Source organism: Sphingomicrobium sp. XHP0239, assembly GCF_039555325.1.
Classification (GTDB): domain Bacteria; phylum Pseudomonadota; class Alphaproteobacteria; order Sphingomonadales; family Sphingomonadaceae; genus Sphingomicrobium; species Sphingomicrobium maritimum.
This window is the reverse complement of record NZ_CP154608.1, coordinates 1,945,698-1,969,878: the sequence shown is the minus strand read 5'-3', so window position 1 is coordinate 1,969,878 and position 24,181 is coordinate 1,945,698. Positions and strand designations below refer to the sequence as shown.

27 protein-coding genes and 1 tRNA gene are annotated in these 24,181 nt (G+C 67.8%); 10 read left to right on the top strand and 18 right to left on the bottom strand.

Features of this window, described 5'->3' with window-relative positions; all coding sequences use genetic code 11:
• Nucleotides 1-7: 7 nt before the first annotated feature.
• The 3 genes from WJT74_RS09945 to WJT74_RS09935 are packed head-to-tail and all read right to left on the bottom strand — an operon-like array spanning nt 8 to nt 2,313.
• A complete protein-coding gene (locus tag WJT74_RS09945) occupies nt 8-505 on the bottom strand; it encodes a DUF427 domain-containing protein (protein ID WP_343344315.1) in 498 nt (165 codons plus the stop codon).
• Nucleotides 502-1,446 (bottom strand): NAD(P)/FAD-dependent oxidoreductase, encoded by a 945-nt coding sequence (locus WJT74_RS09940; protein WP_343344313.1) that lies wholly within the window; start codon nt 1,444-1,446, stop codon nt 502-504. The genes WJT74_RS09945 and WJT74_RS09940 overlap by 4 nt, the downstream gene beginning before the upstream one ends.
• Nucleotides 1,447-2,313, bottom strand: a complete 867-nt coding sequence (locus tag WJT74_RS09935) for a dienelactone hydrolase family protein (protein ID WP_343344311.1) — start codon at nt 2,311-2,313, stop codon at nt 1,447-1,449.
• A 150-nt stretch (nt 2,314-2,463) separates the two neighbouring features.
• Here WJT74_RS09935 and argC point away from each other — a divergent pair, with 150 nt between their 5' ends.
• Genes argC through argH form a run of 7 tightly spaced genes read left to right on the top strand, consistent with a single transcriptional unit; the run spans nt 2,464 to nt 9,477 of the window.
• Nucleotides 2,464-3,477: an N-acetyl-gamma-glutamyl-phosphate reductase gene (gene argC, locus WJT74_RS09930; RefSeq protein ID WP_343344309.1), complete on the top strand. Its 1,014-nt coding sequence runs from the start codon at nt 2,464-2,466 to the stop codon at nt 3,475-3,477.
• Complete coding sequence (gene argJ / locus WJT74_RS09925) at nt 3,474-4,634, top strand: bifunctional glutamate N-acetyltransferase/amino-acid acetyltransferase ArgJ (RefSeq protein ID WP_343344307.1); 1,161 nt, start codon at nt 3,474-3,476, stop codon at nt 4,632-4,634. Before argC ends, argJ begins: the two co-directional genes overlap by 4 nt.
• Nucleotides 4,631-5,527, top strand: a complete 897-nt coding sequence (gene argB / locus WJT74_RS09920) for an acetylglutamate kinase (protein WP_343344304.1) — start codon at nt 4,631-4,633, stop codon at nt 5,525-5,527. The genes argJ and argB overlap by 4 nt, the downstream gene beginning before the upstream one ends.
• Nucleotides 5,521-6,393 (top strand): ornithine carbamoyltransferase, encoded by an 873-nt coding sequence (gene argF, locus WJT74_RS09915; protein ID WP_343344303.1) that lies wholly within the window; start codon nt 5,521-5,523, stop codon nt 6,391-6,393. Before argB ends, argF begins: the two co-directional genes overlap by 7 nt.
• Complete coding sequence (locus WJT74_RS09910) at nt 6,390-6,851, top strand: arginine repressor (protein WP_343344301.1); 462 nt, start codon at nt 6,390-6,392, stop codon at nt 6,849-6,851. Before argF ends, WJT74_RS09910 begins: the two co-directional genes overlap by 4 nt.
• The gene (locus tag WJT74_RS09905) at nt 6,848-8,074 is read left to right on the top strand and encodes an argininosuccinate synthase (RefSeq protein WP_343344298.1); all 1,227 of its coding nucleotides are present in this window, start codon (nt 6,848-6,850) and stop codon (nt 8,072-8,074) included. The genes WJT74_RS09910 and WJT74_RS09905 overlap by 4 nt, the downstream gene beginning before the upstream one ends.
• A 20-nt stretch (nt 8,075-8,094) precedes the next feature.
• A complete protein-coding gene (argH, locus tag WJT74_RS09900; RefSeq protein WP_343348165.1) occupies nt 8,095-9,477 on the top strand; it encodes an argininosuccinate lyase in 1,383 nt (460 codons plus the stop codon).
• A 32-nt stretch (nt 9,478-9,509) separates the two neighbouring features.
• Here argH and WJT74_RS09895 read toward each other — a convergent pair whose 3' ends face one another.
• The 8 genes from WJT74_RS09895 to thiL all read right to left on the bottom strand — a co-directional run bounded on the left by WJT74_RS09895 (nt 9,510) and on the right by thiL (nt 16,633).
• Nucleotides 9,510-10,925, bottom strand: coding sequence for a mechanosensitive ion channel domain-containing protein (locus WJT74_RS09895; RefSeq protein WP_343344295.1), 1,416 nt, complete (start codon nt 10,923-10,925; stop codon nt 9,510-9,512).
• A 77-nt stretch (nt 10,926-11,002) separates the two neighbouring features.
• Nucleotides 11,003-11,078 (bottom strand) — tRNA-Phe (locus WJT74_RS09890).
• A 45-nt stretch (nt 11,079-11,123) separates the two neighbouring features.
• Nucleotides 11,124-11,303 carry a DNA gyrase inhibitor YacG gene (locus WJT74_RS09885; protein WP_343344292.1) on the bottom strand — a complete coding sequence of 60 codons (180 nt, stop codon included), beginning with the start codon at nt 11,301-11,303 and terminating at the stop codon, nt 11,124-11,126.
• On the bottom strand, nt 11,293-12,204 hold the full coding sequence (locus WJT74_RS09880) for a ribonuclease E/G (protein WP_343344290.1): 912 nt from the start codon (nt 12,202-12,204) through the stop codon (nt 11,293-11,295). The genes WJT74_RS09885 and WJT74_RS09880 overlap by 11 nt, the downstream gene beginning before the upstream one ends.
• Nucleotides 12,201-12,776, bottom strand: coding sequence for a Maf family protein (locus WJT74_RS09875; protein WP_343344287.1), 576 nt, complete (start codon nt 12,774-12,776; stop codon nt 12,201-12,203). The genes WJT74_RS09880 and WJT74_RS09875 overlap by 4 nt, the downstream gene beginning before the upstream one ends.
• Before the next feature lie 15 nt (nt 12,777-12,791).
• Nucleotides 12,792-13,010, bottom strand: coding sequence for a translation initiation factor IF-1 (gene infA, locus WJT74_RS09870; RefSeq protein WP_147042814.1), 219 nt, complete (start codon nt 13,008-13,010; stop codon nt 12,792-12,794).
• A gap of 314 nt (nt 13,011-13,324) precedes the next feature.
• The gene (locus WJT74_RS09865) at nt 13,325-15,496 is read right to left on the bottom strand and encodes a sodium-translocating pyrophosphatase (protein ID WP_343344279.1); all 2,172 of its coding nucleotides are present in this window, start codon (nt 15,494-15,496) and stop codon (nt 13,325-13,327) included.
• 180 nt (nt 15,497-15,676) lie between these two features.
• The gene (gene thiL / locus WJT74_RS09860; protein ID WP_343344277.1) at nt 15,677-16,633 is read right to left on the bottom strand and encodes a thiamine-phosphate kinase; all 957 of its coding nucleotides are present in this window, start codon (nt 16,631-16,633) and stop codon (nt 15,677-15,679) included.
• A 65-nt stretch (nt 16,634-16,698) separates the two neighbouring features.
• Here thiL and WJT74_RS09855 point away from each other — a divergent pair, with 65 nt between their 5' ends.
• Entirely contained in the window at nt 16,699-17,685 is a 987-nt protein-coding gene (locus WJT74_RS09855) for an alpha/beta hydrolase (protein WP_343344275.1), read from the top strand.
• Here the strand turns inward: WJT74_RS09855 and nusB are convergent.
• A complete protein-coding gene (gene nusB, locus WJT74_RS09850; RefSeq protein WP_343344273.1) occupies nt 17,682-18,128 on the bottom strand; it encodes a transcription antitermination factor NusB in 447 nt (148 codons plus the stop codon). The two genes, WJT74_RS09855 and nusB, sit on opposite strands and share 4 nt — an antisense overlap.
• A 62-nt stretch (nt 18,129-18,190) precedes the next feature.
• On the opposite strand from nusB, the gene WJT74_RS09845 reads away from it, so the two are divergent.
• Complete coding sequence (locus WJT74_RS09845; RefSeq protein WP_343344271.1) at nt 18,191-19,231, top strand: DUF2332 domain-containing protein; 1,041 nt, start codon at nt 18,191-18,193, stop codon at nt 19,229-19,231.
• On the opposite strand, the gene WJT74_RS09840 is transcribed toward WJT74_RS09845, so the two are convergent.
• Genes WJT74_RS09840 through WJT74_RS09820 form a run of 5 tightly spaced genes read right to left on the bottom strand, consistent with a single transcriptional unit; the run spans nt 19,228 to nt 22,802 of the window.
• Complete coding sequence (locus WJT74_RS09840) at nt 19,228-20,115, bottom strand: alpha/beta fold hydrolase (RefSeq protein WP_343344269.1); 888 nt, start codon at nt 20,113-20,115, stop codon at nt 19,228-19,230. The two genes, WJT74_RS09845 and WJT74_RS09840, sit on opposite strands and share 4 nt — an antisense overlap.
• On the bottom strand, nt 20,112-20,864 hold the full coding sequence (locus WJT74_RS09835) for a hypothetical protein (protein ID WP_343344266.1): 753 nt from the start codon (nt 20,862-20,864) through the stop codon (nt 20,112-20,114). Before WJT74_RS09835 ends, WJT74_RS09840 begins: the two co-directional genes overlap by 4 nt.
• Nucleotides 20,865-20,923: 59 nt before the next feature.
• Nucleotides 20,924-21,802, bottom strand: a complete 879-nt coding sequence (locus WJT74_RS09830) for a pirin family protein (protein WP_343344263.1) — start codon at nt 21,800-21,802, stop codon at nt 20,924-20,926.
• Nucleotides 21,799-22,506, bottom strand: coding sequence for a glutathione S-transferase (locus WJT74_RS09825; protein WP_343344261.1), 708 nt, complete (start codon nt 22,504-22,506; stop codon nt 21,799-21,801). The genes WJT74_RS09830 and WJT74_RS09825 overlap by 4 nt, the downstream gene beginning before the upstream one ends.
• On the bottom strand, nt 22,503-22,802 hold the full coding sequence (locus WJT74_RS09820; protein ID WP_343344258.1) for a BolA family protein: 300 nt from the start codon (nt 22,800-22,802) through the stop codon (nt 22,503-22,505). Before WJT74_RS09820 ends, WJT74_RS09825 begins: the two co-directional genes overlap by 4 nt.
• Before the next feature lie 60 nt (nt 22,803-22,862).
• On the opposite strand from WJT74_RS09820, the gene WJT74_RS09815 reads away from it, so the two are divergent.
• A complete protein-coding gene (locus tag WJT74_RS09815) occupies nt 22,863-23,450 on the top strand; it encodes a J domain-containing protein (RefSeq protein ID WP_343344256.1) in 588 nt (195 codons plus the stop codon).
• Here the strand turns inward: WJT74_RS09815 and WJT74_RS09810 are convergent.
• On the bottom strand, nt 23,447-24,169 hold the full coding sequence (locus tag WJT74_RS09810) for an SIMPL domain-containing protein (RefSeq protein WP_343344253.1): 723 nt from the start codon (nt 24,167-24,169) through the stop codon (nt 23,447-23,449). The two genes, WJT74_RS09815 and WJT74_RS09810, sit on opposite strands and share 4 nt — an antisense overlap.
• Between the last annotated feature and the right edge of the window lie 12 nt (nt 24,170-24,181).

Here is a 24,181-nt window from a genome sequence, read left to right as displayed (position 1 = left end):
GCGGAAATCACCAGAAGCGGCTGCCCGGGATACCCTTGAACGGACCCGCGAGGTCGCTCGTGATCCAGCCGCCGTAGAAACCGCCCGGTTGAGGCACGACCTGTTCGCCGTCGACCGTGACCGTGTCGAACGGCGCGGCGTAGAAGGCGACATGATCCTTCAGCACGGCGAAGGCGGGGGTCGGGTCGGGATAGCTCCATCCAACGCGTTCGAAGCGGTCGTCGCCGATGACCACCGTCCAGTAGCGCGCCTGGCCCTTCCATTCGCACAAGGATCGGCCCTCGGCGCGTTCGAGCGGCGCCATGTCGATATCGTCCTGCGGCAGATAATAGCTCGGTGGATGGCTGGTCTCCAGCGTCCGCACGGCGCGGCGGGTGTCGGCGAGCGTCACACCGGCATGCGCGACGACGACATGCGCATCGGTCTTCTCGGGTACGGCGGGGCGCGGAAAGTCCCATACGCTGCGCTGGCCGGGGCCGACGGGATCGGGATCGGGGTGGATCATGTACGCTCGCTCCGGATGCGGGCGCCGAGACGGGCGCCGGACAGAAAGGCATTCTCGACCCGCGGGCCGAGCAGCCAGTCCCCGCACGCACCGAGCCGCAGATCGCCGTTCCAGAGGAAGTCGCGGCCCGCCGAGCCGGAGCGGGCGTAGCGCCAGCGGTGCGCGGCGAGGTGGTCATGCGGGGGCAGGTCGCGTCCCGCCGCGCTGAACGCATCGAGCAGCGCGGTCGCGACGGTATCGGCATCGTCTTCGAGGTGCGCACGCGACCAGTCGGGACCGGCCTGGATCACCCAGCATTCACGCCCGTCACGCCCCGGCTTGGCGCTGTCGCGCGCGGCCCAGCCGATGGCGCCGGCATCGCACAGCGTGTCGGGACGATCGAGCGGTTCGGTGAAGCGGACCATGACGGTCCAGCAGGGATCGGAGACGGTCGCGCGGGCGGCGGAAGCCATCTCGTCGTCGTGGGAGGCGAGCAGCGGCGCGGCCTGTTCCGCCGGGATCGCCACAATGAGGGCGTCGTAGGGACCGGTCTCCTCGCTTTCGCCGCTGAGAAGCGTCCATTTTCCCTCGCGCCGTTCGGCACGATCGATGCGGCATGCGAAGCGCACGTCATGGTCGGCTGCGAGCGCGCGGATCGGGGCGTTCATCGCGGGGGTGCCGACGAACGCATCGTCGCCCGCCACGGGCCAGCGAGCCACCACACTCGCCGCTTTCCATTCATCGACGAGGGATCGAAAGGCGGGATCGCGAGCGGTGAAATATTGGGCGCCGTGATCGAACCGCAGCGTGTCCCCGCCGACCGTGGCGCGGCGCGCGGACATGCGCCCTCCGGGGCCACGGCCCTTGTCGAACAGTCGGACCTGCACGTTCGCGTCCGCGTCTGTCAGCGCGCGCGCGCAGGCGAGACCCGCCATTCCGGCACCGACGATGGCGACGCGCATTCAGGCGCCGCGAACCGCGTCGTAGAGAGCGATCTTGCGGCCATAGGCGCGTTCGGCGGCTGCCTGATCGTAGGCCGGGCTGTCGAGAACGGTCCAGCCGTGGTCGCCGGCATAGACCTCGACCTCGGCGGGGCGGCCCGCGGCCTGTGCCGCCTGGCGCAGCCGCGTCTTGGCCTGCGGGGCTTCGGCATCGTCGTCCTGCGCGATGGCGAACAGATAGCGTGCCCGAGTCTCGTCGAGCTGGCGGTGGGGGCTGTCGGCATTTTCGCTGACGAGTCCGCCGCCATGGAAGCTGGCGGCGGCGCGCACGCGGTCGGGACGCGCGACGGCCGAGCGGACGGTGAACGGCCCGCCCATGCAATAGCCTTCGGCGCCCATGCCGACCGACCCGTCGACCGCGTCCTGCGTGTCGAGCCAGTCGATGATCGCATTCGTGTCCGAACGAAGGGCGGCGGGGGTCAGCTTCTCGCGCCACGGCCCCACCGTCTGGAATCCATCCTGTTCGCGGAAGGAGGCGAAGTCGGCGAACTGCGGCGCGGCGCCGTCGCGATAGTAGGGATTGACGACCAGCACGGCGCGGCCGGTGGAGGCGGTGCGGCGCGCCATCGTTTCGAACGCCGGGCGCAGACCCGCGACATCGGGCCAGACGATGATTGCCTGGCTGACCTGACCTTCGGGATAAACGAAGAAGGCGTCCATCGTGCCATCGGGGGTGCGAAGGGTCACGTTGCGCTGGGTCAGCCCGCCCATCGCCATCGTGCCCGGGGTTGTGCAGGCGGCGAGCGTGGTCGCAAGGCCGAGCACGGCGAAACGGCGCCGGCTGAGCGACAGGGCTTCTGGATCGATGTTCTGATGCTGGTCACACATGGGCGTTTCTCCTTCGCGGTCGGAGGGAAAGCGCGGCAGCCGACCCGCTGGTTCCGCCGGGTCGGTGGTGGTGACAGCGGTGTGCAGCTTTCGGCGATCCCCGAACGAACATCGCTTGCATATGATGCATAAAAATGCATATGGGCACGGATGAAACGCATAAAGTGTACAATATTGGGTGCGAGTGGATTCGTGGGGCGGGAGCTTTTGCGGCTCATCGACGCGCATCCGTCGCTCGTGGCCGGACCGCTGGTGGGGGCGTCCGACGCGGGGAAAGCCGTTGCCGAGGTGCACCCCAACCTCGCGCTCGCCTTTCCGGACGCATCGATCGTCGATTGGGACGCATCGCTGCTGAACGAGGCGGACCTCGTCTTAGCGGCGCTGCCGCACGGGAAGAGCCAGGAGCTGGCGGCCACGATCCTCGATGCGGGGGTGCCGTTCGTGGACCTGGGTGCCGATTTCCGGCTGTCCGCGGCCGATGAGTATGCACGCTGGTACGGCGAGGCGCACCAGGCGCCCGACCTGCTCGACCGGTTCGTCACCGGAATCCCCGAACTGCACCGGGAAGCGATCGGATCGGCGACGGCGGTGGCGGCGGCGGGCTGCTATGCCACGGCAGCGATCCTGACTCTGAAGCCGCTGGTGGAGGCGGGGCTGATCGCGCCGGGAAGCATCGCGGTCAACGGCATGTCGGGCGTGTCGGGCGCAGGCAAGGCGCCGAGCGAAACGACCCATTTCAACAGCGTCCACGGATCGCTGTCGGCCTATGGTCTGCTGACCCATCGCCATACCGGCGAGATGGAGCAGGCGCTGGGGCAGTCCCTCCTCTTCACCCCGCACCTCGTCCCGATCGACCGCGGCATCCTCGTCACCTGCACCGCCGAGGCGGCCGGGGATGGCGATCCGCTGGAGGCGATGCGCAATGCCTATGCCGACGAGCCGTTCGTGCACGTTGCCTCCGCGCCGCCGGCGACCAAGGCAGTCCTCGGCACCAATGCGGTGCACATGACGGCACGGCGGTGCGAGCGGACGGGCCGGATCCTGGCGCTGGGCGTGATCGACAATCTTGGAAAGGGAGCGGCGGGACAGATGATCCAGTGCGCCAACATCATGCTGGGGCTCGACGAGACGGCGGGCCTGTCGACGGCGGGAGTGCATCCATGAGCGTGACCGCGGCCCCGGGCTTCGTCGCGGGCGGAATGGCGACGGGCATCAAGATGCGCCGCCGCGACCTCGCCATCGTTGCCACCGACGACGGACAGCCGGTCGCCGCGGCGGGCGTGTTCACGCAGAACAAGTTCATCGCCCCGCCGGTCGTGCATACCAAGGCGCAGCTCGCGGCATCGGGAGGGCGCGCGAGCGCGATCGTCGTCAATTCGGGGAACGCCAATGCGGGCACGGGCGCGCCGGGCATGGACGATGCCAAAACGATGACGGAGGCAACGGCCAAGGCGCTGGGCGTGGCGGACGAGCATGTGCTGGTCTGTTCGACGGGGCCGATCGGCTTCGCGCTGCCGATGGAAAAGGTTCTGCCGGGGATCGCGACGCTTTCGCAGAACCTGTCGACCCACACCCACCTGAAGGCCGCGACCGCGATCATGACGACCGACCATGTGCCCAAGGAAATGGTCGTGAAGGGATCGAACTTCACGCTGGGCGGGATGGCGAAGGGTTCGGGAATGATCGCGCCCAACATGGCGACGATGCTGGCCTTCCTGACCACCGACGCGGCGCTGGAGCCCGACGAGATGACCGCGATGCTGCGCGAAGCGGTGGCGGGGAGCTTCAACTCGCTCAACGTCGATGGCGCGACGTCGACCAACGACACCGTGCTGATGCTCGCCAATGGGCGGGCGGGCGCCGTCGACAAGGACGAGTTCCGGTCGGCGCTGGCGAGCCTTTGCCACCAGTTGACGCTGATGATGGCACGCGATGCGGAAGGCGTGACGAAGATCGTCCATCTGTCGGTGCGCGGTGCGGCGGACGAGGCGGCGGCGCGGCAGTGCGCCAAGGCCATTGCCGAGAACAATCTGGTCAAGTGCAGCTGGCACGGGTCAGATCCCTATTGGGGTCGCATTCTCGCGGCGGCGGGCAGCTGCGGCGTCGAGATGGACGTCGAGAAATCCGCGGTTTCCTATGGCGGGGTCACGGTCGCGAGGGGCGGGGTCGAAGTGGCGCACGATGCCGAGGCGGTGCGCACCCACATGCAGGACGCCGAGGTCACGATCGCGATCGACCTCGGCGCGGGCGACGGGTTGGCGAACGCGATCGGGATCGATCTGGGCCCGGGATATATCAAGGAAAACGTGGTGACGTCGTGACGGGTGCCACTCGCCATCACGGGCTGACCCCCGCCGACACCGCGCAGGTGCTGGTGCAGGCGCTGCCGTACGTGCGCGGGTTCGCGGGGCGGACCATCGTCGTAAAGCTCGGCGGTAACGCCATCGAGGAGGAGGTCGACCGCGCGTTGGCGCAGGACGTGCTGCTGCTGCGGCAGGTCGGCGTGCGCTGCATCGTCGTGCATGGCGGCGGGCCGCAGATCGACGAGACGCTGGGCGCGTTCGGGATCGAACGGCGCTTCGAGGATGGCTTGCGGGTCACCGACGCCCCGACGCTCGCGGCGGTGCGGATGACGTTGGTCGGCAAGGTCAATCGCGACCTCGTGTCCAAGTTCAACGTCGAGGCGGGGGACGATCCGGTCGCGGTCGGCGTGTCGGGCGAGGACGGCGGGCTGCTGGTGGCGCGCCAGCGCGATCCGAAGCTGGGGTTCGTCGGCGACGTCGAGGAAGTGCGCGCGTCGGTCCTCACCCGTCTGCTCGACGAGGGGCTCGTCCCGGTGGTCTCGACCGTGGGCGCCGATCGGGCGGGCCAGCCCTACAACATCAATGCCGACGCCGCCGCCTGCGCGATCGCGGCGGCGGTCGGGGCGGAGAAGATCGTCTATCTGACCGCCGCGCCGGGCCTGCTGGCAGATGCGGGGGATGCCGCCAGCCTGATCCCGCGGCTGACCGCAGCAGAGGCGGCGGCGATGATCGACGGCGGCGCGGTCGGCGCGGGAATGATCCCGAAGCTGACCGCCTGCATCGGCGCGGTCGAGGCGGGGGTGCCGCGCGCGCACATCCTCGACGGGCGGATCGCGCACAGCCTGCTTATCGAAATGCTGACCGACGAGGGGATCGGGACCATGATCATCAAGGAGAATGTACCGTGCTGACGCTCGCCGAACTGGAAGCGGACACGATCCGTGGCATGATCGCGCTGGCGCAGAAGGACGAGTTGCCTCGACCGCTGGCGGGCAAGGGCGTCGCGCTCCTGTTCGAGAAACCGAGTACGCGGACACGCCATTCGATGGAGATGGCGGTGGTGGCGCTCGGCGGGCACCCGGTCACCGTACGTGCCGACGAGGTCGGCGTTGGCGGCCGCGAAAGCGCCGAAGACGTCGCGCGAACGCTGGCCTGCTATCACGCGATGATCGCCGCGCGGGTGAAGGATCACGATGTCCTCGAGACGTTTCGCGACGCGGTGCCCGACACGCCCGTCGTCAACATGCTGTCCGATCTGGCGCACCCGTTGCAGGGGCTGGCGGACCTTTTGACCGTCGAGCAGCTGTTCGGGTCGATCGAGGGGCGGAAGATCGCCTTCGTCGGCGACGGCAACAACGTGTCGCGCAGTCTTGCGGTCGGCGCGTCGAAGCTGGGCGCGACGTTCGTTCTCGCGGCGCCGGAGGGCTACGGTTTCGAGCCCGCGACGGCCGACCTCCCCGGTGTGTCGGTGACCGGCGATCCGACCGAGGCCGTGGCGGGAGCGGACGTGATCTACACCGACGTCTGGGTGTCGATGGGCCAGGACGACGAGGGCGAAACGCGGCGCCAGGCATTCGGCGCTTTTCGCGTCGACGAGCGCCTGATGGCCGAGGCGAAGCCTAAGGCCCGTTTTCTCCACTGCCTTCCCGCCATTCGCGGCCAAGAGGTCACGGCCGAGGTCATCGACGGGCCGAAGAGTGCGGTGTGGCAGCAGGCGGCCAACCGGCTGCACAGTGTACGCGGCGCGCTGGCCTGGCTCTTGGGGGTGAGGCCATGACCCGGATCGAGGACCGGCGCCACGCGCTCGCGCGGATGCTGCGACAGGGCGACGCGTCCAGCCAGGAGGATCTGGTCGCGGCACTTTCCGATGCGGGGCATCCGACCACGCAGGCAACCGTCAGCCGCGACCTCGACGCGATCGGCGCGGTCAAGGGCCGCCGCGAGGGGCGCACCGTCTATCTCTTGCCCGACCAGCTGGGCCAGCTCGACGCCCGCAGCGAAGAGCTCGACCGGATCGTGGCCGAATGGGTGGTGCAGGCCGAGGCCACGGGTTTCATGGTCGTGGTCCGATCGAGACCCGGTTCGGCCCATATCGTCGGCGCGGCAATCGACGCCGCCGACCTTCCCGAAGTCGCCGGCACCATCGCGGGCGACGACACCCTCTTCATCGCCGTGCGCGACCGGCACAGCCCCACCGCGCTCGCCAACATGCTGACCAAGGACAAGACCAAGTGACCTCATCGCCCCGGAAAATCGTTCTCGCCTATTCGGGCGGGCTCGACACGTCGATCATGCTGAAATGGCTGCAGACGAACTATGACGCCGAAGTCGTCACCTTCACCGCCGATCTCGGCCAGGGGGGCGAGGTCGAAGAAGCGCGGCGCAAGGCCGAACTGCTCGGGATCAAGGCCGACAATATCTTCATCGAGGACCTGCGCGAGGAATTCGTGCGCGACTATGTCTTCCCGATGTTCCGCGCCAACGCGCTTTACGAAGGGCAATACCTCCTCGGCACATCGATCGCGCGGCCGCTGATTTCCAAGTGGCAGGTCGACATCGCCGAGCAGGTCGGCGCGGACGCGGTCTGTCACGGCGCGACCGGCAAGGGCAACGATCAGGTGCGGTTCGAGCTGGCCTATTATGCGTTGAAGCCCGACATCAAGGTCATCGCCCCGTGGCGCGACTGGGAGTTCAAGTCGCGCGGCGATCTGCTGGCGTTTGCCGAGGCGAACCAGATCCCGATCGCCAAGGACAAGCGATCGGAAGCGCCTTTCTCCATCGACGCCAACCTGCTGCATTCGAGCAGCGAGGGCCGCGTGCTCGAGGATCCCGACGTCGAGGCGCCCGAGCATGTACACCAGCGCACCGTGTCGCCCGAGGATGCGCCCGACAAAGCGAGCGTCATCCGCATCGGTTTCGAACGGGGCGATCCGGTGTCGATCGACGGCGAGAAGATGAGCCCCGCCACGTTGCTCGCGAAGTTGAACGACCTCGGCGGCGCGAACGGCATCGGGCGGCTCGACCTCGTGGAGAACCGGCAGGTCGGGATGAAGTCGCGTGGAATCTACGAGACGCCCGGCGGCACCGTTCTGCTGGCCGCGCGGCGGGGGATGGAGAGCATCACATTGGACGCGGGCGCGATGCATCTGAAGGACGAATTGATGCCGCGCTATGCCCAGCTGGTCTATGACGGCTTCTGGTTTTCGCCCGAGCGCGAGATGTTGCAGGCGGCGGTCGATGCCAGCCAGGGACCGGTGACGGGCGAGGTGACGGTCAAGCTCTACAAGGGCAATGCGACCGTGATCGGGCGCAGCAGTCCCTATTCGCTCTACGACGAACAGCTCGTGACCTTCGAGGAAGGCACGAGCGATTATGACCAGAAGGACGCGGAAGGCTTCATCAAGTTGCGCGCGCTGCGGCTCCGGACGCTCGCGCGGCAGCGGGAGAAGATGGGCTGATGGCGAAGTCGGGCAACACGATGTGGGGCGGGCGTTTCGCGGGCGGCCCCGATGAAGTGATGGAGGCGATCAACGCGTCCATTCCCTTCGACAAGCATCTGTGGCGGCAGGACATCGCGGCGAGCAAGGCGCATGTCGCGATGCTGGCGGCGCAGGGGATCGTGGACGGCGGGGCGGCGGAGCGGATCGCTGCGGGTCTCGATACGATCGCAGCCGAATATGAGGCGGAGGGGGTGCCGGAGAATGCGGCGCTCGAGGACATCCACATGCACGTCGAGGCGCGGCTGGCCGAACTGATCGGCGAGGATGCGGGACGGCTGCACACCGCCCGTTCGCGCAACGACCAGGTGGCAACCGATTTCAAGCTCTACGTGCGCGAGGCGTGCGCAGAGGCGGATGCCTTGTTGGCAGCGTTCCAGCATGCGCTTCTCGACCGGGCCGAGGACCATGCCGACACGATCATGCCGGGCTTCACGCATCTGCAGTCGGGGCAACCGGTGACGCTCGGCCACCACCTGATGGCCTATGTCGAAATGGCGGAGCGCGACCGGTCGCGGTTCGCCGATGCGGCGACGCGGATGAATTTGTGTCCGTTGGGATCGGCAGCGCTGGCGGGGACGAGCTTTCCGATCGACCGGGCAGCGACGGCGAGCGCATTGGGCTTCGACGGGCCGACACGCAATTCGATCGACGCGGTCAGCGATCGCGACTTCGCGTTCGACTATCTGGCGGCTGCCAGCGCCTGTTCGCTGCACCTGTCGCGGCTGGCCGAGGAGATCGTGATCTGGGCGAGCCAGCCCTTCGGGTTCGTGAAACTGCCCGATGCCTGGTCGACCGGCAGTTCGATCATGCCGCAGAAACGCAATCCCGACGCCGCCGAACTCGTGCGCGCCCATGCCGGACGCATCCTCGGCGCGCTGACGGGGCTGGGGGCGATGCTGAAGGGACTGCCGCTCGCCTATGCCAAGGACATGCAGAACGACAAGCCGCCGGTGATCGAGGTGCGCGACCTTCTGACGGTGTCGCTCCGCGCGATGGCGGGGATGATCGAGACGCTGACCTTCGTGCCCGACCGGATGCGCGCGGTGGCGGGGAGCGGTCATGCCACCGCCACCGACCTTGCCGACTGGCTCGTGCGCGAGAAGGACGTGCCGTTCCGCGAGGCGCATCATATCGTCGGGCGGGCCGTCGCGGCGGCGGATGCGCAGGGCGTCAATCTCGACGCGCTGGACGGCGAGGCGTTGCGGGGCGTCGATGCGCGGCTCGACGACGAAGCGCGCGCGATGCTGTCGCTGGAACGATCGGCAGGCAGCCGAACCTGTTTCGGCGGCACCGCCCCCGACGAGGTGCGACGCCAGATTGCCGCGGCGCGCGAGCGGGTAGGCAGGACGCCGACCACCTAGCCAGCCTCGGACCTATCGATCGCCGCGGCCGGTCATTCGACCGGGCGGTTCGAATCGAGCAGATCCTTTTCGTCGGGTTCGGCGGCGCGTTCGGCTTCGACCATCTGCGCCACTTCGTCGGCGGGGCGGATATCCTCGTCGACATGATCGGGATCGACCGGCCGGGCGGTCGCACGCGATGCGGGGTTCCTGCCGCTGCGCCCGTCGCTTTCGCCGATATTCTCGAACGGAAGCGCGGTGGTCCGCGGGTCGAAGCGCAGCCGGTAGATGGGTTCGGGAAGCCCGAAGCCCGCATCCTCGAGCGCTGCCTTGACGTTGGCGATGGCGAGGCTGCGCGCCTTGAACCAGTCGACCTCGCGCTGGTCCACCCAGCCGAGGAACTTGATGACGATGTTGCTGTCGCCGACCGCTTCGGTCCGTGCCTCGGGCGCGGGGTCATCGAGGACGAAGGGCAGCGCGCCGAGCGTCTTGCGCCCCAGCCGGCGAGCGGCGTTGGGATCGTCGTCGGCGTCGATCCCGAGTTCGAACTCGAAGCGGCGATGGGGGTTGGTGGTGAAGTTGAGGATGGTCGCCTTGAAGACCTGTCCGTTGGGGATCCGCAGGTGGTTGCCGTCCAGCGTCATGATGATGGTCGCGCGGCTCGTCAGACGGATGATCCGCCCTTCCTTGTCGTCGATGATCACATGATCGTTCGCACGGAACGGCTGGCGCAGCGACAGCATCAGCGAGGCCACGTAATTCTCGACCGTGTCGCGCATCGCGAAGCCGAGGGCGATGCCGATGATTCCCGCACCGCCCAGTACCGCGCCCAGCAACGCCGCCGCCCCCAGCATGTCGAGCGCGATGACGATGCCGATGACCACGGACGCGAAGCGCACCGCGCTGGCGACCAGTTCTGCGAGGAAGGCGTTGGGAAGGATGCGCCGCCACAAGCCGCCGAGGCCCGCGATCAGATAGCCGACGACCATGACGGCGGCGGCAATGGCGATGGCCAGCGCGAGAAGCGGCAGAACCGCGACCAGACCGTCGATCCGCTCGCCGATGCTGGCCAGACCGGTGAGGCCGGTATCCAGCGAAAGGTCGCGTTCCAGATCGTTCTCGACCGTGACGACGCCCGCGACACGCCCGGCGATCGTCTCCGCGCGGTCGATGTCTTCGGCGTCCGCGACGCTTCCCGACAAGGTGACGACACCGCCGTCGACGACGACATCGACCGAACGGAAGGCCGGGATTTCGGCGAAGATGTCGCCGATGCGCGCCGCGATGCGGTCGTCCTCGCCGTCGCTCTGCGTATCCTCGATGATCTGGGGCGTGGGCGCGGCATCGCTCGCCCCTTCGGTCTCCGCCTCGCCACCCGGCAGCGGGAGGGGGATCGCGGCGTTCGACCCCGCCACCGGGGCGAGGACGATCAGGAGAAAGAGGAACAGGAAGCGCAAGATAAGGCTCAAGGGCCCGGCGAGCCGACTTGTTCCCGTCCCATCGCGGATGGAGACCGGGCTCGCGCGTGGTCGGAAGTGGGGGGAGATGGTGCCCAGGGACAGGTTCGAACTGCCGACACTGCGATTTTCAGTCGCATGCTCTACCAACTGAGCTACCTGGGCGTGCGGCGAACCCGCGCGGCAAGCGCGGTGCAGCGAAGGCGGCGTCTAGCCGTCCTCCGGAGCGCTGTCCAGCCCTTCTTCGGCGACGCTCGGCCCCGGAATGCGATAGCCGTCGCCGAGCCAGTTCAACAGGTCGCGATCCTTGCACCCGCGGCTGCAGAATGGCCGGTATCTGGGGTCGGTGGGCGCGGCACAGGTCGGACAGGTGGAAGGCTTAGTCGGCATACCCACCCGACATGGCAAGGCCGGGGTCGGCCTTCAAGGTGACGGCCCCGCCGACGCGGCGTGCGAGCGCCTCGATCCAATCGGTCCGCGTCTCCAGCAGCGCGACGACCGCGGGGTGGGCGGCGAGCGTCGTCGCGCCGACCGCGGTGCCGGCGCGGCGCAGAAGGGCGCGGGCCTCGAATGCGGCGCGGTCCGTGGCGAGGTCGACAAGGCTTGCGCGGTCCTTGGCGCGCACGATCTGAACGAAGCCGTAGCCGTTCATCTGCGTGCGTTCGGTCCCCTCCGGCAGATAGTCGTCGAGGATCGTGCCGATTTCCTGTCGCGCGGCCTTTCCCTCGATGCTGGGAAAATCCACTCCGACGCTGCCCCCCAGATCGAGCCGCGCGATGGCGCGGGCGGCGGCCCAGGCGGCCATCTGCGCCAGCTTGTCGGGGACCAGCCAGCCGTCGACGTCGATCATCGTCATCGCGGCGGTGGGTTCGATGCGCAGCTGCCCGCCGTCGAAATCGACGATGCCCGCGCGCGCTTTTTCCAGAAGGTCTTCCCAGCCGTGGATGACCCCCTCGACCCCTTCGGCGAGCGGCGGCGCATCGCGCACGTCCTCGTCGGTCTGGACCGCCAGGGCCCGTTTCCACGGTTCGGTCCCGATCGCCTCGCGCGTGACGCGGATGCGGATGGCAGCGCCCTCGCTGATGCCGGACGCGCCGCGGGGTAGCAGGAACTGCTCGCCCGCCGCCTCGACCGTGACGCGCGGCGCGATCGCGACCAGTCGGGCATTGAGGACGGTGCCGGCGGCGACCACGCCATCGCGGCGCACCCGTGCCTCGACCACCGCGCCCGCGGCATCGAGCCGTGCGGCGCGGGTTTCCCCGATTCCGCGCTCGATGACCCAGTCGCTCATGGCAGTTCGTATCCGGCGGCCTTCAGCATGTGGCGTACCTCGCCCACGGGCAGGCCGACGACGTTGGATTGGCTGCCGTGGATGAAACGGACGTAGACTTCGCCATAGCCCTGCAGCCCGTAGCCCCCGGCCTTCCCCATCCATTCGTCGGGCATGGCGGCATAGGCATCGATCTCCTCGGCGCTCAACCGCTTCATCGCGACGATCGTCTCGGCCGTCCGCTCCCAGCGGCGACCGTCGGGGTGGACGAGGCAGGTGCCGGTGAAGACGCGGTGCCGTCGGCCCGACAGCAGTTCGAGGCAGGCCCGCAGCGTCGCTTCGTCCTCGGCCTTGGGAAGGATGCGCCGCCCGACCGCGACGACGGTGTCCCCCGCCAGCACGAGCGCATCGGGATGCCGCGCAGCCACCGCTGTGGCCTTCTCGCTGGCGAGCCGCTGGGCGTGGGGCTTGGGCAGTTCGCCGGGGTGCGGTTCCTCGTCGATATCGGCGGGATCGACCGCGTCGGGCGCGGCATGGATGCGCGCCAGAAGGTCGCGGCGGCGGGGCGATGCCGAGGCGAGGACGAGTTTCATCGCGGGGGCTAGGCCCTATTTGAAGCGATAGGTGATGCGGCCCTTGGTCAGGTCGTAGGGCGTCAGTTCGACGAGCACTTCATCGCCCGTCAGCACGCGGATGCGGTTCTTGCGCATCTTGCCCGCCGTGTGTCCGAGGATCTCGTGGCCGTTCTCCAGCTCGACGCGGAACATCGCATTCGGCAGCAGCTCGACCACCCGTCCACGCATCTCGAGAAGTTCTTCCTTGGCCAACCTTGATCCTTTCGTGCGGGTGTGAAGTGAGCGGCGCTCTTAGCGGCTGCAGCATCAAAAGGGAAGCATCGCCGCCCAAGCGTTTGTTATGACGGCGGGTTGTGCCTCGTCACGAAGTCGATGAGGCGGGTCATATAGTCGGCCCCGCACCTTTTCGGTGGCGAAGTTGTCATACGAAATCCCCGGTACGCTGTAGGATCGGCACGGGCCCGAAATAGCAACACCGATTGATTTGCCAAAACGAAATCAAAAAGGGGCGGCGAACCGTCATGGTCCGCCGCCCCGAGATCGCGTCGCGCGAAGCAGGTATCAGATCAGGAAATCAGGCCCGAACCGGCCCCCGCCAGCGCGGCGAGGAGGAGGATGGCCACGATGTTCGTGATCTTGATCATCGGGTTCACGGCCGGGCCGGCGGTGTCCTTGTAGGGATCGCCCACCGTGTCGCCGGTCACTGCGGCCTTGTGGGCTTCGGAGCCCTTGCCGCCGTGATTGCCGTCCTCGATATATTTCTTGGCATTGTCCCATGCGCCGCCGCCCGAGGTCATCGAGAGCGCCACGAACAGCCCCGAGACGATCACGCCGAGCAGCAGGGCGCCGAGTGCCGCAAAGCCGTTTTCCTGGCCCGCCACAGCGGTGATCGCGAAATAGATCACGACGGGCGCGAGGACCGGGAGTAGCGAGGGGACGACCATCTCCTTGATCGCCGCCTTGGTGACGAGATCGACGGTGCGGGCGTAATCGGGACGCTGCGAGCCGTCCATGATGCCGGGCTTGTCCTTGAACTGCTGGCGGACGTCGATGACGACGTCGCCCGCCGCACGGCCGACCGCGGTCATGCCCAGTGCACCGAACAGGTAGGGGAGAAGCGCGCCGAGCAGCAGCCCGACGATCACGTACGGATTCTCGAGGCTGAAATCGACGTCCGAGCCAGGGAAGTATTTCCGCAGGTCGGTCGTGTAGGCGGCGAACAGCACGAGGGCGGCGAGCGCGGCCGAACCGATCGCATAGCCCTTGGTGACCGCCTTGGTCGTGTTGCCGACCGCGTCGAGAAGATCGGTCTTCTCGCGGACGCTGTCGTCCAGCCCCGACATTTCGGCGATGCCGCCGGCATTGTCGGTGACCGGCCCGTAGGCGTCCAGTGCGACGACCATGCCGGCGAGCGAGAGCATCGCGGTCGCGGCATAGGCAAGACCCATGAGCCCCGCGAGCTGGAAGCTGGCGATGATGCCGATGACGAACAGCAGCGTAGGCAGCGCCGTCGCCTCGAGGCTGATCGCGAGGCCCTGGATGACGTTGGTGCCGTGGCCGGTCTCCGACGCCTTGGCGATCGACTTCACCGGGCGATAGTTGGTGCCGGTGTAATATTCGGTGATCCAGATGATGAGGCCGGTGACGGCCAGGCCGATCAGCGAGCAGAAGAACAGATCCATGCCCGTGAACGGCGCTATCGTGGTCGTGCCTTCTTCGGCCAGTGGCGCGTTGGCGTCGATGTCGGTGATGTTGCTGCCGATCACCGCGCTCATGTCGCCCAAGGCGTATTGCGTGGCGAAATAGATCAGCGGGATGGCGAGGATCGCGCTGACGAGGAAGCCCTTGTACATCGCGGCCATCACGTTCGAGCTGCCCTTGCCGAGCCGCACGAAGAAGGTGCCGATGATGCTGGTGAGGATGCAGGCCCCGCCGATCAGCAGCGGAAGCGCCATGAGCGGTACCAGAAGGTCGCCCGCGACGTCGCCGAGAAGCAGCGCGGTCAGCACCATCGTGATGCCGACGGTGACGACATAGGTTTCGAACAGGTCGGCCGCCATGCCCGCGCAATCGCCGACGTTATCGCCCACGTTGTCGGCGATGACCGCCGGGTTGCGGGGATCGTCCTCGGGAATGCCCGCCTCGACCTTGCCGACCAGATCGGCGCCGACGTCGGCGGCCTTCGTGAAGATGCCGCCGCCCAGACGCGCGAAGATCGACACCAGCGAGGCACCCAGCGCCAGCGCGGTGAGGCCGATGACGACCGTCGAACTGTCGGCTTCGTACCCGCCGGGACCGATGAGATAGGCGAAGAAGCCCGCGATCGCGAGCAGCGCCAGCCCGACGACGAGCATGCCCGTCACCGCCCCCGAACGGAACGCCAGCGTCAGACCCGCCTGAAGGCTTTTCGAGGCCGCCTGCGCGGTGCGCACGTTGGCGCCTACCGACACGTTCATGCCGATGAAGCCCGCCAGTCCGGACAGCACCGCGCCGATCACGAACCCGATCGCCGCGACCCAGCCGAGAAACAGAAGCACCAACACCGCGACAATGACGCCGACCACCGTGATCGCCGTATATTGCCGTTTCAGATAGGCTTTCGCCCCTTCCTGGATGGCGCCCGCCACCTCGACCATGCGTTCGTTGCCCGCCGGTGCGCCCAGCACCTGGCGGCTCGTGAGAATGCCGTACAGCAGAGCGAAAACGCCACAGGCGATCGCGATCAGAACCAGATTCATCGGTAGTCGTCCCCCAAAAGTCCGCGGCCCCGACGGGCCCCCGCGTTAATCTTCAGGACAACAGGTGTAGCGCCACATTCCGCGGGCGCAAGCGCGGAAGAATCGGCGACTCAGACGATCAGGAAAGCGGCCAGGCTGCCCGAAGCGAGCCCGACGATCGCGATGGCGACACGGCGAAGATCATTCAATGCGATGTTCATGGCCGAGCCTCTCCGGCAATTCGATCCGCTGGCCAGCGTGGGTAAGCACGCGGGCCGGGCCGGACACGAACCGTCCGACGGAATGGACGATGGTCCCGGGAGGTAAAGATTGGCTTAACGTCGTGGCGGTCCGCTCGGGAACCGCGGCGAGCAGTGCATAATCGTCGCCCGCGCTCGCCGCGAACAGGCGCGCCGCGCGATCCTCGCCGCGCGCGGCGAGAAAGGCGGCCGATAGCGGCACCGCGTCGAGTTCGATCTCCCAGCTGAGCCCGCTCGCACTGGCCATTCGGTCGGCGTCGAGCAGCAGGCCGTCGGACACGTCCATCATCGCATGGGCGGCGGCGGCGAGCGCCTGTCCGGCGGCGAGCTGGGGGATGGGGCGGCGATAGATATCGACGAGCGTGCCCGCCGCGTTCGCATCCTCCTCCAGCAGCGCCAGCCCCGCCATCGCGTCGCCGAAGGTGCCGATCGTGACGATGACGTCGCCCGCCCTCGCGCCCGATCGAAGCGGCGTCGATCCGCCTCCGCGTCCGACCACGGTCAGGCCGAGTACGCGCGGCGCGCCCGGGGGCAGGGCGATCGTGTCGCCCCCCAGCAGCGGCAGACCGTAGCTTTCCCCCGCCGCCGCGACCCCGCGCAGGAACGCCTCCTCCCACTCGCCTTCCAGCATCCTGTCGGGAGGATCGCCGATCGTCAGCGACAGCAGCGCCCCGACCGGTTCCGCCCCCTTGGCGGCGAGGTCGGACAGGTTCACCGCCGCCAGCTTCCAGCCGACGCTCTCGGGCGGATCTTCGGCACGGTAATGCACGCCCTGCGCGATGCTGTCGTGACTGAGCACGAGGTCGCCCAGATGCGCGGCGTCGTCGGTGAGCCCTTTGGCGGCGGGATGGCTGACCATCCGCCGCAGCCGGTCGAGCAGGCGGGCCTCGACGCTCAAGGCTTTTCGCGGCGGATGTTTGCGGGCATTCTCATCGTCGACAGGCTGCCACGAAGGAACAGGACATGGCAATCGGGACGATGATGATGGCGGTGGCGCTTTCGTGCGAGCTTTCCGGCTGGCCCGAGGACCTGCCGGCGCCGACGTTGATCAATCGCGAAGCAAGCGACGTCGCCGTGTCTTCAGGCTCGGTCATGCGCATGTGCTGGCGCGCGGCGACGGGCTGGAGCGAGGGGGCCGAAGTCTTCGTATGGTTCCCGTCTTCCTACGAGGACGACGAGGACCGACGCTACCCAGTCCTCTACATGCACGACGGCCAGAACCTCTTCGATCCCGCCCTCACCAACTACCAGAAGGAATGGGGCATGGACGAGGCAATCGCCCGATTGCACTCGCGCGGCGATCTTCGCGAATGGATCGTCGTCGGTATCCGCAGCCCCGAGCAGCGTTACATGACCCTGTTCCCGGAAAAGCTGGTCGATCACCTGCCCGCCGAACGGGTCGCTGCGCTGGCGAGCGTTTCGGGGAGCCCGATGATCGAGCGCGAGGCGCTGATGGGCGATGAATATCTTTTCTGGCTGACGAACACGCTGAAGGGTTTCATCGACGACGCGTACCGCACGCTGCCCGGGCCGGAGGACACGGCGGTGATGGGCAGTTCGATGGGCGGGCTGATGAGCCTTTATGCTCTTGCCGAATATCCCGACGTGTTCGGGCAGGCGGCGGCGGTATCGATTCACTATCCGCTCGGCGAACCCGAGGTGGGCGACGTGGCGGCCAATGTCGCCGATACGACCGCGGCGTGGGCGCGCTATCTGGAGACGAGCGCGATGCGCCCCGGGCCCAATCGGCTCTACATGGATCATGGCACCGCGACGCTGGACCAATATTATCCGCCCTACGCCGATGCCTTCGACGCGATGATGGCAGAACGGGGATGGGACGGCGCGGCGTACGAGAGCCGCCGCTTTTCGGGTGCGGAGCATGACGAGAATGCGTGGCGCGAGCGGGTCGATATCCCGCTGGCCTTTCTCGACCGCGAGGATCCCTAGCCGCGGACGTCCTTGGCGATGGCGTCGAGCAGGCCGTTGACGAAGCCCTTTTCCTTCTTGTCGTAGAAGGCGTCGGCGACATCGAGATATTCGTCGATCACGCTGGCGCGCGGCACGTCGGGACGGGCGAGCAGTTCGTAGGTGCCGGCGCGCAGGATCGCGCGCATCGGCTTGTCCAGCCGTTCCAGCTTCCATCCTTCCGCCAGCTTCGCGGCGATCTTGCCGTCGATTTCCTCCCCGCGCGCCACGACGCCGGCGACGACATCGTCGAAGAACAGCACTTCGGCCTCGGCGTAGGTTTCGCCCTCGATCGTCGCGCCGAGACGATGTTCGTGGAATTCGTGGATGAGCTGCGCGGTCGCGGTGCCCTCCATGTCGCGCTGGTAGAGCGCCTGGACGGCGGCGAGGCGCGCGGCACTGCGCGATTGGGAACGGCTGGTCATGATCCGCGGCATGTGCGTCGGACACGCTATACAATCAACCCCGGATGGAGTGAGATGCGCGCATGAGCCCGACCCCCGCCGCCGCCTTCGCCAACCAGATCGACTATTGCCGCGCGAACGGGGCGCCGCTCACGGCCGCCATCGTGAAGGCGGTCTGGGACCGGGTCGATCCCGACGGAACGTTGGGGCAGGCGCTGCATCGCTGGCCGGGCGATCCGCTCGCCGACGTGCTGCCGCTGCGCGTGGCGGCGGCCGTCCATGCCCTGCACCTGTCGGGCGCCGAGCCGCGGCTGGCCCCGCTGTACGCGGGTGAACTGACGCGCGAGGAACTGTCCGACACGATCGCCGCGGTCGTCGCGGAGCGCGAGGCCGACATCCTGCCGTGGTTGAAGGGCCCGCCGCAGACCAACGAGGCGGGGCGCTCGGCGGGGTTCATGGCGGCGCTGCTGTGGCTGGCGGCGCGGGGCCACTCACCGCGCTTCGAATTGATCGAGATCGGGTCGAGCGCGGGGATCAACCTGATGATGGACCGCTTCGCCTTCGATCTCGGCGGGGTGCGGGCCGGCGACGCGGGCAGCTCGCTCGAGATCGTGCCCGATTGGCGGGGTGCGTCGCCGCCCGATGCCGACGTCTCCATCGTGTCGTTGACGGGCTGCGACCGCGATCCCGTCGACCTGTCGAGCCGTGAGGGGCGGGTGCGGCTGGCCGCCTACGTGTGGCCCGAGATGAAGGCGCGGATGGCGCGGCTGGAGCAGGCGTTCGCGCTCGCCGACGCCGACCCGCCGCACGTCGTGCAGGCCGACGCCGCCGATTTCGTCGAGAGCCGCCTCGCCGAACCCCAGGAGGAAGGCGTCACGCGCGTCCTGATGCACAGCCTGGTCTGGCAATATCTTCCCGCCGAGACGCAGGACCGCGTCCGCGCGGCGATGGAAGCGGCGGGTGCACGGGCCAGCGAGGAGCGGCCCTTGGCCTGGGTGGAACTCGAAGGCGACCGCACCTTGCTCAAGCACCGGCTGCACGTGAGGGCGTGGCCGGGCGCGGCCGAACGCGTCGAACTGGCCCGTGCCCATGCGCATGGCGCCTGGATGGAGTGGATCGCCTAGCGCGTCAGGAACGCGCGGATCGCATCGGCCACCGGCTCGGGCTTCTCCCACGGCACGAAGTGACCCGCGTCCTCAATCCGTTCGATCGTGAGGTCGTCGATCAGCCCGTCCAGCCCGTCGAGTTGGCAGGGGCGCAGCGCCTTGTCCTGCATGCCCCATACCACCAGCGTGGGAACCCGGATCGTCGGCACGCCGGCCATCAGCCAGTCGGGATAAGCGACGTCCTCCTCGTCCACGCCGGGGACGAGCATCGGGCTGGCGCGATACCAGGCGAGCATCCCTTCGAGCGCGCCCTCTTCGCTCCATTGATCGATGTAGGTTTGGCGCTCCTCGTCGGAAATCGCGGACAGGCCGACATGCGGCGCGAAACTCTTCTCGAAGAAGGTGTCGATGCCCATGTCGCGGATCCGCTCCTCCATCCCCGTTTCGCGGAACCGGCTCATATACTGGCTGGCGGCGCGCTGATCGGGATCGTCGATGAGGGAGCGCTGGAAGATCAGCGGATGGGGCGAGTTGATCGCGACGAGCTTTTCGACGTGGGGTCCGCCACGCAGCGCTGCCGCCCACGCCACCGCGCCGCCCCAGTCGTGCCCGACGAGCGCGAACTTCTCGTGCCCGTTGGCCTCCGCCAGCGCGAGCAGGTCGGCGATCGCCTTGTCCGTGCGATAGGCCGCGATATCGGCGGGCTTGTCCGATCCGGCGAACCCGCGCTGGTCGGGCATGACGAGGCGGAAATCGTCCTCGAGCAGCGCCGCGACGCCGCGCCACGTTCGATGCGATTCGGGAAAGCCGTGGAGCAGGTAGACCGGAGGCGCGTCCTGCGGCCCGGCGGTCGCGACGTTGAGCGTGACCCCCGTCGACAGCGCGATTCGCTCGGTGTTCAAAGCTCTCCGACCACCACCGCGGCCGGCTCACCAGGCAGCATGGGCGGACCCGGAATCGGTTGATAATAGTGCATCATCAGGACCGGCGAGGCGGGTGAGGGCGCGGGCATGTAGCGCAATACCCACTGTGGCGGCGTCGCGGTGTCGTCGATCGAGGTGTCGGCAACGATCAGGTGATAGAAGGCCCCGTTGCGTTCGCCATAGGGTTCGAGCTTCCAAGCGTCGTCGAGATCGATGCTCTTCAACGTGACATGGACGTCATCGCCGCATTTCCCTTGGTTGGTGTCGTCGCGACAATATAGGCCGGCGCGCGGCGCGCCGGTCTGCCGTGCGCGGATGTCCTTGATCTCTGCGAGCACGCGCCGTGCATTGGCAAGGTCCGCCGGGCTGTCGACGCGCACCCAGCCGTCGGCACCCTCGCAAGAACTGCTCGGTCTGAAACTCAGCTCGGCCCGGACGCGGTGGAGTTTCACGGCGTCGCTGGTTCGGTCGCTGCCGTCGAAGCTGGCGACATAGCTGCGACGCACGCACTGACCGTCGGAATCGGCGGTGCCCTCTTCGGAAAGCCGGATCGAGGAAATGCGGCCGTCGCGTCCGAAAGTGATGCGATGCCCGGACATCGCACCATGTTCATCCCCGAGGATCGTATTGGCGAGTTCGCTACTGTCCATCGCGCGGGCCAGTTCGGCGGTCAGCTCGACTTCGGGGCTGGCAAACGAAGCGGCAAGGAGAATGGCAGAAACGAACATGGTGCTGGCTCCCTCGATTGCGTGATACCCTGTTACACGGCCGGGCGCGTGTCAAATCGTCAGGGGTAGCTGACGGTCTTGGGAACGTCGGGGATCGGAATGCGCTCTTCCGCGTCGCCGGGGACCACGTCGAAGCGTCGGTTCTGCCAGTCTTCCTTCGCCTGCTGGATGCGATCGGGGCTCGAGCTCACGAAATTCCACCAGACGTGGCGCTTGGTCGCGAAGGCTTCGCCGCCGAGCAGCATCGCGCGCCCCGTGCCCTTGAGCGTCATCGCCTCCCCAGGGGCAAGCACATATAGGATGAACGGTTCGAGCTTCTGGTCGTCGAGCGAGAGCGTGCCTTCGGTGACGAGCACCGCCCGTTCGTCGGCCTCCGCGTCGATCGGCAACGCGCCCCCGTCGAGCAGCAGGTCGGCGTAGATGGTCGAACTGTGCTGCGGCGTCCCCGCGCTGGCGCCCCACAGGGTCCCCATCAGGATGCGGGCGGAGGCGTTGCCGTCCTCGACAAGCGGTAGCGCGTCGGACCCGACATGGTCGAACGCTGGCTCCATCTCTTCGCGGTCCTCGGGAAGCGCCAGCCACGTCTGCATTCCGTAGAGCTTGGGACCGGCGTCGCGCTCGTCCTGCGGGCTGCGTTCGGAATGGACGATGCCCTTGCCCGCGGTCATCAGATTGACGGCGCCCGGGCGGATCACCTGGCTGGTGCCGAGGCTGTCGCGATGATGGATCGCGCCCTCGAACAGGTAGGTGACGGTGGCGAGGTTGATGTGCGGGTGGGGGCGAACGTCCATGCCCTCGCCCGTTTCCATCTGCGCGGGGCCGAATTCGTCGACGAAGATGAAGGGCCCCACCATCGTGCGGGCCTTAGATGGCAGCACGCGGCGGACCTTGAAAGCGCCCAGATCGTGGACCGTGGGGGTGATGTCGATCAAGCTCATTGGCCGTCCAGCTCCGGATAGTGACGGAAGATCCCGTTTTCGTTGAAGGGAATGCGTCGATCGGATTTGAGGTAGGCGGCGATCCCCGGAAGGTCGGCGACCGCATCGCGGCACGCGATCAGCCTGGGATAGTCGCTCTCGATCGCCTTCATCCGCTTGGGAAAGGCATAGCGAAGACCCTCGACCAGCTGGAACAGCGACGTATCGACGTGGGTCCATCGTTGGCCGCCCGCGAACGGGCCGTCGTTCGCCGACAGCGCGTCTTCGAAATAGGCGAAATATTTGGGCATCCGGTCGTCGCGAAACTCCTTGGCGGCGCGCTCCGCCTCGGGCTCCTGGTCCTTGTAGTAGGCGCCCTGCTCGACCGGGTGGTGCGTGTCGTGCACTTCGGCGACGATGTCGGTGACGGTCAGCTGTACCTGCATCAGTGCCGATCCCTCGTGCATGTCCGCGCCGCCGAAATCGTGCTTGCCGGCGAGGTAGGCGCAGACGTGCGCGACCTGGCTGACGACATGGTCGCCGTCGACCAGATAGGGCGGTGCGTAGGGGCGAAAGCCCGAGCGCGCTTCCAGATCCTCGACCAGCGCCTGTGCATCGGCGTCGCGCGCGCGGTCGCGGTAGGGTTGCTCCGCTGCTTCCAGTGCCAGCCGCACGAACTCGCCGCGTCCCTGGATCGAGGGCCAGTACCAAAGGTCGTAGCTCATGCGCGGGCCTCCTCGGGGGTTTGCGCCTTGATCTGCAGCGCATGAATGGGATTGTCCATGAGGTCACCCAGCGCCTTGTAAATCATCCGCTGGCGCGCGACCCGGTTCTCGCCCGCGAACTGCGCGGAAACGATATGCAGCGACCAGTGGGTCTCGCCCGATCCGTCGTCACCGGCATGGCCGGCGTGCTGGGCGCTCTCGTTGTCGAGGCGCAGCGTTTCGGGGTGAAGCGCGTTGCGAAGGCGGCGGATGATCTCGGCGGAGACGGTCGTATCGGAGGGGCTTTCGTCGGTCATATCCTCCCTACGCGCGGGGGTCTGGCAAGGTTCAGGTGCGCTTCTTATGTTGTTGCGTTCATGGCTTCACGACACACCAAATGGCACGGGCGGGTCGAGGGTGCGGCAGCGACCTGCGCCCATCCGGGATGCGAGGAAGCGGGCGAGTTTCGCGCGCCCGTGACGCTCGGCGATTTCGACGGCCCCGGCCACTACCGCTACCTCTGTCTCGAGCACGTGCGCGAGCATAATGCGGCCTACGATTATTTCGACGGGATGAGCGCGGAGGAGATTGCGGAGGAAACCTCGCCCATTCCCCGTCGCGACCGAGGCTCGCGCCGCTTCGCCTTCACCCGGGGCGGCGACCCCGGACCCGCCTGGGCCGATTTCGACGACCCGCTCGACGCCATCGCGGCGCGCTTTCGTGGCGGCGCTTCGATGCGCAAGGCGCAGGCCCGATCGCGTTTCAGCGCGGCCGAGCAGGAATCGCTGCACGTGCTCGGCATCGGCAGCGATGCAACGCTCGCGGACGTTCGTGCCGCCTACAAGAAACTGGTGCGGGTCTATCACCCCGATCGCAACGGCGGGGATCGCCGCCACGAAGCGCGGCTGCGCGCGGTGATCGACGCCTACGACCGACTGAAGCACGCCGAGGCGTTCGCGGCTTAGTCGTCCGCCGCTTCGAGCGCGAAGGCCACGGTCACGTTGACCCGCGCGCGGTTCATGCCCGGCTGGAACGGCGCGGTATTGATCGGCGGGGGCGGGGCCGCCTGCGCCGACATCTCGACCGAAGCCGTGTCGACCGGATAGGGGCCGCCCTGCTGTCCCCCGTCACGGATGGTCAGGATCCGCGCGACCTGCAGCCCCGCCGCCTCCGCATAGGCATCGGCGCGGAGCCGCGCGTTGCGATAGGCCTCGGCATAGGCCGACTGGGTCGCCGCCTCGGGGTCGGACTGGGCCAGGGTAGGCCCGCTCACGAGGTTGCCGCCCGTGTCGGTGACCGCGGTCACGGCATCGCCGGCCCGATCGACATCGTCCATCCGCACCTCGAGGATGTTGTACGCGCGGTAGCGGCCCCGATCGTCGCCGTAGGTGATGCGCTGGACCGAGAGGTTGCGGGTCTGCATCTGCTCTTCGGGAATGTCGAAGGGCGCAAGCGCGACCATCACCTCCTGCATCTTCTCCGCATTGGCGGCGCTGGCGGCACGGGCGCTTCCCGCGAGCGTCTCGACGCCGAGGCTGAAGCGCGCTTCGTCGGGACGCGCCTCCGCCTCGCCGGTGGCGTTGACGGTCAGCAGGGTTTCGTCGCGGTCGACGCCGCGCGGATCGGCCTCGGCCTGGTTGCAGGCGGCAAGCGCGAGGGGGGCAAGGAGAATGGTGGAACGCATGGCAGAGACTCC